Source organism: Marinovum sp. (assembly GCF_034669705.1).
In the GTDB taxonomy this organism is placed as follows: domain Bacteria; phylum Pseudomonadota; class Alphaproteobacteria; order Rhodobacterales; family Rhodobacteraceae; genus Marinovum.
Map to the genome: position 1 here is coordinate 1 of NZ_JAXMOR010000058.1, position 8,425 is coordinate 8,425.

At 66.3% G+C, this 8,425-nt stretch carries 9 protein-coding genes; all 9 read right to left on the bottom strand.

All coding sequences use genetic code 11. The features are described 5' to 3' along the window. Positions 1–177: 177 nt before the first annotated feature. Positions 178–843, bottom strand: a complete 666-nt coding sequence (locus VOI27_RS22880) for a DUF938 domain-containing protein (protein WP_323768943.1) — start codon at positions 841–843, stop codon at positions 178–180. A 40-nt stretch (positions 844–883) separates the two neighbouring features. Next, on the bottom strand, positions 884–1,465 hold the full coding sequence (locus tag VOI27_RS22885) for a rhomboid family intramembrane serine protease (RefSeq protein ID WP_323768945.1): 582 nt from the start codon (positions 1,463–1,465) through the stop codon (positions 884–886). A gap of 119 nt (positions 1,466–1,584) precedes the next feature. Then, positions 1,585–2,124, bottom strand: a complete 540-nt coding sequence (locus VOI27_RS22890) for a type IV secretory system conjugative DNA transfer family protein (protein WP_323768958.1) — start codon at positions 2,122–2,124, stop codon at positions 1,585–1,587. Positions 2,125–2,158: 34 nt separating this feature from the next. Beyond that, on the bottom strand, positions 2,159–3,295 hold the full coding sequence (locus VOI27_RS22895; RefSeq protein WP_323768947.1) for a lytic transglycosylase domain-containing protein: 1,137 nt from the start codon (positions 3,293–3,295) through the stop codon (positions 2,159–2,161). A 188-nt stretch (positions 3,296–3,483) separates the two neighbouring features. After that, a complete protein-coding gene (locus VOI27_RS22900) occupies positions 3,484–4,446 on the bottom strand; it encodes an aldo/keto reductase (protein ID WP_323768948.1) in 963 nt (320 codons plus the stop codon). Between the two features lie 4 nt (positions 4,447–4,450). After that, a complete protein-coding gene (locus VOI27_RS22905; protein WP_323768950.1) occupies positions 4,451–5,725 on the bottom strand; it encodes an L-fuconate dehydratase in 1,275 nt (424 codons plus the stop codon). Beyond that, positions 5,722–6,564: a fumarylacetoacetate hydrolase family protein gene (locus VOI27_RS22910; RefSeq protein WP_323768952.1), complete on the bottom strand. Its 843-nt coding sequence runs from the start codon at positions 6,562–6,564 to the stop codon at positions 5,722–5,724. The genes VOI27_RS22905 and VOI27_RS22910 overlap by 4 nt, the downstream gene beginning before the upstream one ends. A gap of 66 nt (positions 6,565–6,630) precedes the next feature. After that, entirely contained in the window at positions 6,631–7,578 is a 948-nt protein-coding gene (locus tag VOI27_RS22915) for an ABC transporter substrate-binding protein (RefSeq protein ID WP_323768954.1), read from the bottom strand. A gap of 58 nt (positions 7,579–7,636) precedes the next feature. Continuing rightward, positions 7,637–8,425, bottom strand: a 789-nt coding sequence (locus VOI27_RS22920; RefSeq protein WP_323768956.1) for an ABC transporter permease, incomplete at its 5' end; no start/stop codon positions are given.

Genomic DNA, 8,425 nt, shown 5'->3' on the forward strand with positions numbered 1-8,425 from the left:
GCCACGGATCGAGTCCAGCCGCCTGAGGTGGCCCAAAGGCGACTGAGGGCCGTGCGCGCTGCGCCCGGCGGTCGACCCCGGGAAACAGGCATGCGTCCGCTGCTTTCCGTTTCGCTCGAAACCACGCCTCCAACATCAATCGGGCCGGCACATTGGAGGATAGCGGTGCAGTCTGCTTCAGGGCCGACGATAGACGAGCAGGCGGTTGTCCGCCGGCATGTCGCGGACCGGCTCAACGACGAAACCGTGCGCCGAGGCTGCCGCATCCACGGCCTCACGGTCGCGAAGGCCCCACTCCGGGTTCCGACTGCGCAGATCGGCATCGAAGGCGGCGTTGCCGGGCCCGGTGAAACCGCCGCCCTCGTTGAAGGGGCCGTAGATCAGCAGGAGCCCGCCAGGGACGAGCCGCGCAGCAGCGCCTTCAACGAGGCCCGGCGTCACCGACCACGGGGCGATATGGGTCAGGTTCGCGACGAAGACCGCATCCACAGGCGCACCGGGCCAAGTCGGTCGGGCGGCGTCGATCAGCACCGGTGGCAGGACGCGATCGGCGAGGTCAGGGCAGAGCGCCCGCCAGGCCGCAACGGCCGCCAGGCCATCCTTGGTCGCTTCGCTCGGCGCCCATGTCACCTGCGGCAAGGAGCGCGCCATCCACAGGGCATGCTCGCCGGAGCCCGAGGCAACTTCCAGCACCGTGCAGGGCCGGGCAGGAAGCAGGTCGGCCAGCGCCTGTCCGATGGGTTCGCGATTCCGCGCCGTCGCAGGAGCGTGCCTGAGACCGGAATACGATGCCGCGGTTGCTGCGGGATCGGCCAGTGGATCCTTGGGCACGAAATCAGGCATGATGGTGTTCTCCCCTACAGAATCGGCCGAGTGTGCTGCCTCATTCCCGATTGACGCTGACCAGGCGCGGCGCATGGACGTGTGTTGGTACAAGAAATGCAGCAACTGCGCCGGCGATAGCGCCGAACAGGTGGGCCTCCCAGGAGACGCCAGGTTGGCCGGGCAGCACGCCCCAGAAAATGGAGCCATAAAGGAAGCCGACCAGCAGCGCCGCGCCCAAGGTGACCGGCGAGCGATCCACCAGGCCACGCGTCACGAGGAAGCCGAACCAGCCGAAGATCAGCCCCGACGCGCCGATGTGGATGGCGGCGCTTCCGAACAGCCAGACGAGACCGCCGCCAAGGCCAATCACCACGGCGTTCACGGCCAGCAAGGCCCGCGTCGCAGTGGCCACCAGCAGCCCACCCATCACCAATAATGGCGGCGTATTGGCCATCAGGTGCGCGAAGCTTGCGTGCAGGAGCGGCATTGCAATGACGCCGTCCAATCCGTTGACGTGCCGGGGGATCAGGCCGAAGGCCGGGTTGAAACCGTAGCCGGTGATCCAATTGGCAATCTGGACGGCCCAGAGCAGCCCGACAAAGGCCGCAAGCGCGGTGGCGCGCTGCAGGAATGCGCGCATTTGATCCCGTTTTCTCATGTCGGCGAAGGTAAGCTTCTCCGCGGCGCCTTCAATGGCTTTCGCGCGCTGCACAGGCGGCGGTCGAACCGCGCCAAGTCAAGTCCCTGCGGGCCACTTTCTCACCCGCCGATCTCGGCGATCCTCTTGGAGAACTTCCCCATCTTTGCGACGGCCGCGTCCTGCGATGGGGTGAGCGTCGCCAGGTCGGGCGTCTTGTCTTTGTCTTGGGTGTCATCCTCGGCTTTGGCGACTTCCTCGGCCAGCGCAGGCTCTTTCGGCTTCGCCGGTTCTGGATTTTTCTGCAGGTACTCGATCTTTCCGATCTCCGCCATCTTGCGCTCGGTGGCTTGCATGCGTTCTTCGAGATCGCGGACCTTGGCGGTGTCGGATGATGGATAGGGCAGGGGGCCGGATTGAGACTTGAAAATTTCGAGGAATGTCGGGTCCTGGAAATAGACGATGCGATTGACGAGCAACGGGTTCTGGCGCTCCGGGATCAGGATAACTTGGTCGGCCGAAAGGCGCTTGATCTCGTCGGCGGAGAGCAGGGCGCGTTCTTCCATGTGGCGGCTGACCGACCGGCGCTGGATGAAGTCGCGGTCGCGGGAGAGGCTGTCGGAGACGGCGAGTTTCGAAGTCTCGCCGAGTGCGTCGGAGATCTCGGCCGCAAGGCCTTTGCATGTGTCTGGCGCATCACTGTCCCGCCTTTACCTTGATGAATGTTGCGTCCTGCGCGTAGGCCTGCAGCCAGAGCGCCTGGCGGGCCTGGCCGACCTTGACCTGTGCCGCCTTGACCCGTTCGACCATCAGCGCGATGCGCGCCGCCTCGGCTCGGGCATAGGAATTAAGATAGAGCGCTTCCTTGGCCGAGGTGGTCGTCGGGATGCGCTCAAGGATTGCACGCAGCCGCCGCAGCGAGGTCTCGATCTGCAGGGACGCCGCCATGCCGTAATGCAAACCCGCATCGGCGGTATAACTGGCCTCGGCGATCGCCATGTCGCGCGGATCGAAGGTGCCCACCTGGTCGATACCGGTGATTTTCGCGGCATAGGCGTTAAAGAAACCGGTGATCCTCACGACGTAGTCCTGCGTCTCGCGGAAGGGTGGGATGCCGCCGTTTTTGCGGACATTGCCCGGCCCGGCATTGTAGGCGGCCAGCGCCAGCGGCACGGTCCCGAAACTCTTGAGCTGGGCCAGGAAATACCGCGCGCCGCCATCGAGCTGCAGTACCGGGTCATCATAGTAATCGGGATAAATGCCGAGATCCTTTGCGGTCCCGGGCATGACCTGGGTCAGGCCGAAGGCACCGACTGGGCTGCGCGCACCGATGGAAAATCCGGATTCCTGCTTCACCAGGCTCTGAAACCAGATGCGGAATTCCAGCGGGTTCACCCCGGCCTTGGCAAGGCCCGGGTGGCCGGAATATTTCCGGGCCGTCTCGACGATCATTTCCTCTATGCTGGTCTTGGCATCACCAAAAAGCCGCGCGGCATAAGGATTGCTGTCCTCCACCGCGTAGAGGACCTTCGCCTCCGCGCCGGGCAGCGTTTCTAGATCGCCGATGAAGGGCGCATGCCCCGTCATCGCGGCAAAAGTCGCATCGAGCGCCGCCAGTTGATCCTGATGCAACTCGGTGATCCGGCGTTTCTTCTCGGTCTCCATCTCGCGTGCACCGGTCAACGTGGTCATCTGCGCGATCTCGAGGGTATGCTGAATGAGCGAGGTGCCGTCGGAGATCGGCACACCCTGCGCCCGCGCTTCCATGGGACACACGGCACCCAGGGCAATAGCCCCGAGACAGGAGATGATCTTACCGGCAGAGGGTCGCATCGCTTGACGTGCTCAAAACAGGTGCGGCACCTTGGGTGGAGGTCGCCACGGGCGTGCCTGTGGCGCTCCAGCAATTGGTCTTCTTGATCGGGGTCGCGCCGCATCCGGCGAGCGCGAATGTCGCGACTCCGAGAATACGCATTATGTGATGCAGCTGTGACCAGCCACTCAGGTCATTCCGCCCGAACTCACGCCAACGCAGCCTCCGCGCCCGGTGGCAGCTCCTGCTGCAGGGCGTCGAGGTTGCGCTGCAGCGTCGAGGCCTTGGCGGTGCCGAGAAGCACCGAGGTCGTGGCGGGGTGGCGCAGGGCGAACTGCAGGGCGGCGGTGGGCAACGGCAGCCCCGCCTCCTCGGCCCGGGCCTGCAGCGCCGAGACCCGGTCCAGCACCTCCTGTGAGGCGGGGCCGTAGCCGTAGGTCGCGCCCTCGACCGGACCGGTGGCCAGGATGCCGGAGTTGAAGATACCGCCCAGAACCAGGCTGGTGCCGGCCGCGCGGCAGCGGGGCACCAGCTCTGCCTCGGCGGAGCGGTCGAGCAGGGTCAGCCGGCCTGCCAGCAGGATCACGTCAAGCGGGCCGTGGTCCATCACCTCGAGGCAGATCTCGCATTCGTTGACCCCGAGGCCGAAGGCGCTGATCCGTCCGGCTTCCTTGAGACGGACCAGCCGCTCGTAGCCGGAGCCGAGAAACGCCTCCATATGCGCGGCATTGCCGTCGCCATGGGTGAAACGGCCGATGTCGTGCACGAAGACGATGTCGATCCGCGAGCGGCCCAGCCTGTCGCAGCTCTGCTCGAAGCTTTCCTCGATACCGTCGCCGGAATAGTCGTAGCGCACGTCGTTCTGCGCCGGATTGACGAAGCCATCCGCCTTGGCGATCGGCGCGGCGGCGGGTGACAGGACGCGCCCCACCTTGGTCGAGATCACCGCCTCGTCGCGGCCTGCCAGGAACCGGCCGAGGCGCTGCTCGGCCAGCCCGCGGCCATAGTGCGGCGCGGTGTCGAAGTAGCGCAGACCACCGGCCCAGGCCGCGTCCAGCACCTCGGCGGCGCCGGCATCGTCGACCTCGCGGTAGAGGTTGCCGATGCTGGCGGTGCCGAAGGAGACCTCGGTCACCCGCGCCTCGGTTGTGCCGACCTGCTTCCATTTCATGGCGTTACGCTCCCTTGAACCGATAGGTTTCGAGGCTCTCGGCCTTCATCTCGATGGAAAAGCCCGGTTGTTCGGGCGGCATGTAGGCGGCATCGCGGATCGTGCAGGGATCGACGAAATGCTCGTGCAGGTGGTCGACGAACTCGATCACCCGGCCCTCGCGGGTGCCGGCGATGCAGAGGTAGTCGATCATCGACATGTGCTGCACGTATTCGCAGAGACCGACGCCACCGGCATGCGGGCAGACCTTGAGCCCGTATTTCGCCGCCATCAGCATCACCGCCAGCACCTCGTTCAGCCCGCCGAGACGGCAGCTGTCGATCTGCACCACGTCGATGGCGCCTTCCATGATGAACTGCTTGAACAGGATGCGGTTCTGGCACATCTCGCCGGTCGCCACCTGCACCGGGGCGACGGCCTCGCGGATCTTGCGGTGGCCTGCGACATCATCGGGGCTGGTCGGTTCCTCGATGAACCAGGGCTTGGCAAAGGCCAGCTTCCGGGTCCAGTCGATGGCTTCATCCACCTCCCACACCTGGTTGGCGTCGATCATCAGGTTGACGTCCGGGCCCACCGTCTCGCGGGCGATGGTCAGGCGGCGGATGTCGTCTTCGAGGTCGCGGCCGACCTTGAGCTTGATGTGGTTGAACCCGGCATCGACCGCCTCGCGACACAGACGCCGCAGCTTGTCGTCGCTGTAGCCCAGCCAGCCGGCCGAGGTGGTGTAGCAGGGGTAGCCCTCGGCCTTGAGCGCGGCGATGCGGTCGGCCTTGGTGGCCTCCAGCCCGCGCAGGTGCTCCAGGGCCCACTCCGGCGTGATGCAGTCGGTCAGGTAGCGGAAGTCGATGCAGCGGACGAGCTCTTCGGGCGACATCTCGGCGACCAGCTGCCAGACCGGCTTGCCCTCGGCCTTGGCCCAGAGGTCCCAGGCGGCATTGACCACGGCGCCGGTGGCCAGATGGATGGCGCCCTTGTCCGGCCCGATCCAGCGCAGCTGGCTGTCGCCGGTGATATGGTGCCAGAAGCGACCCATGTCCTCGGCGATCCAGTCCAGCTCCAGCCCGGTGACCAGCGGCCGCAAAGCTTCGATGGCGGCGATGCAGATCTCGTTGCCGCGGCCGATGGTGAAGGTCAGGCCGTGGCCTTCGTGCGCGCCGTCGGTCTCCAGCACCACATAGGCGGCGGAGTAATCCGGATCCGGGTTCATCGCGTCGGAGCCGTCAAGCGAGTCCGACGTGGGAAAGCGGACGTCGACCGTCCTGAGACCGGTGATCTTCATGCGTTCACGACCTTCTGCGTCTGCTCGCCCAGGCCGTCGATGCCCAGCCGCATGGTCTCGCCGCCCTTGAGGTAGACCTGCGGGCTCTGACCCATGCCGACACCCGGAGGCGTCCCGGTCGAGATCACGTCGCCGGGTTGCAGCGACAGGAACTGGCTGACGTAGTGGACCAGATGCGCCACGCCGAAGACCATCGTCGCGGTCGAGCCGTCCTGGTAGCGTTTGCCGTCCACTTCCAGCCACATCTTGAGGTTGCCGACATCGCCCAGCTCGTCGGGGGTGACCAGCCAGGGGCCGATCGGGCCGAAGGTGTCAAAGCCCTTGCCCTTGTCCCAGGTGGCGCCGCGTTCGAGCTGCCATTCGCGTTCCGACACGTCATTGATCACGCAGTAGCCCGCGACGTGGTCCAGCGCGTCGGCCTCATCGATGTAGCGGCCGGGCTTGCCGATGACGACGCCCAGTTCGACCTCCCAGTCGGTCTTTTTCGAACCGCGGGGAACCTCCACGTCGTCGTTCGGCCCGCAGATCGCCGAGGTCCATTTGTTGAACACCACAGGCTCGTCAGGCACCGGCATGCCGCTCTCGGCCGCGTGGTCGGCGTAGTTGAGGCCGATGCAGATGAACTTGCCGATCCGGCCCACACAGGGCCCGATGCGGGGATCGCCGTCGACGGCGGGCAGATCATTCGCCGCGATCCCGGCCAGCTTGGCCAGGCCGTCGGGGGTCAGCGCATCGCCGGCGATATCGTCGACATGGGCGGACAGGTCACGGAGCGTGCCCGTGTCATCCATCAATCCGGGTTTTTCCTGCCCTTTGGGGCCGTATCGCAAGAGCTTCATCGCTGCCTCGTGTCTTCTGATATTGGGAACCGGGCGCCTCCTTTGGCGCCCGGTCGTTGGGTCGGGTTACTGGTAGAGAACCGCGGCGATCTCGGGATCGTCGATGTTGGTGGCGTCGTACCAGTAGAAGCCGGTGTCGATGTCGGCGGGCACCTCTTCACCCTTGGCGGCGGCAACGGCGGCCTTCACCGTCTCGTAACCGATGCCGACCGGGTTCTGGGTGATCGCGCCGGCCATCAGGCCCTCGCGGATCGCGTCCATCTGCGCCTGTCCGCTGTCGTAGCCAACGATGGTGATGCCGTCGGCGCCGCTCTCGCGGACGCCGTTGACCACGCCGATGGCCGAGCCTTCGTTGGTGCCGAAGATGCCCTTCAGATCGGGATGCGCGGCCAGCAGGGCGCGGGTGATCTCGGTCGATTCCAGCTGGTCGCCGCCGCCGTATTCGATGGCCACGATCTCGATATCGGGATGCGCGGCTTCGATCTGGTTGACGAAGCCGTCGCGGCGGTCGACGCCGGTACGCGAGGTCTGGTCATGCGCGACCACGGCGACCTGGCCGGAGCCGCCGATCAGCTCGGCCATCTTGTCGGCGGCCAGCGCCGCGGCAGCGGCGTTGTCGGTGGCGGCGGTGGCAACGGGGATGTCGCTGTCGACGCCGCTGTCAAAGGCCACCACGGCCACGCCGGCCTCCTGCGCCTGACGCAAGAGCGGGATCGCCGCCTGGCTGTCGAGCGCGGCGAAGCCGATGGCGGCCGGGTTGTTGGCCAGCGCCGCGGCCAGCATGTCCATCTGCTTGTCGACCTGGCTCTCGTTGTCGGGGCCTTCGAAGGTGACCCGCACGCCGAGATCGGCGGCGGCCTGTTCGGCGCCCTGGTTCACGGCCTGCCAGAACTGGTGCTGGAAGCCCTTGGAGATCAGCGGGATATAGAGCTCGTCCTGGGCATGGGCGCCGGTGGCGCCGAGGGTGAGGGCAAGCGCGGTGGCCGCGCCGGTGAAACGTCTTCTTGTGAACATGGGGTCCTCCTCTGGGTTCACGTGGGTCTGGTCTGCGCCGCGTCTTGGCGCGCGGTTGTCAGCTCGGGGCACGCCGGCGGAGCTGGTCCGCGTAGACGGCAACAATGATGATGGCGCCGGTGACGACGGTCTGCCATTCGGGGGCGACGGAGAGCACGCGCAGCCCGTTGGTGAGCACCGCCATGATCAGCGCGCCGATCAGCGTGCCGAGAATGGTGCCGCGCCCGCCCGACAGGCTGGTGCCGCCGATCACCACGGCGGCGATCGCCTCGAGCTCGTAGCCGAGCCCCAGCGCCGGCTGCGCCGAGTTCAACCGGCTGGCGATCAGCAGCCCGCCGATGCCGACAATGGCGCCCGAGACCGCGTAGATCGCCATCTTCCAGGCGTCGGCATTGACGCCAGACAGGCGCACCGCGTCCTCGTTCGAACCAAGCGCAAAGCAGTAGCGGCCAAGCACCGTGCGGCTGAGGATCCAGGCCACGAGGCCCGCGACAAGAAACAGGATCAGCACGCCGTTGGGCACCGGAAAGGCCGGGAACACCGAGCCGATCAGCGAGCCGCGCGAAATCAGGTCAAAGCCCGGCGTGTCGTTGAAATAGATCGGCCGGGTGCCGGTCACGATCAGCGACAGCCCCTTGAGGATCAGCATCATGCCGAGCGTGGCGATGAACGGCGGGATCTTCATCTTGGCGACAAAGGCGCCCGAGGCCAGGCCCGACAGCATGCCGGTGCCGATGGCGGCAAAGACGCCGAAGATCAGCGGCGCGCCCATCCAGGTCAGCACCACGCCGGTCATCACCGCGCAAAAGGTCATCAGCGTGCCGATCGACAGGTCGATGCCGCCGGT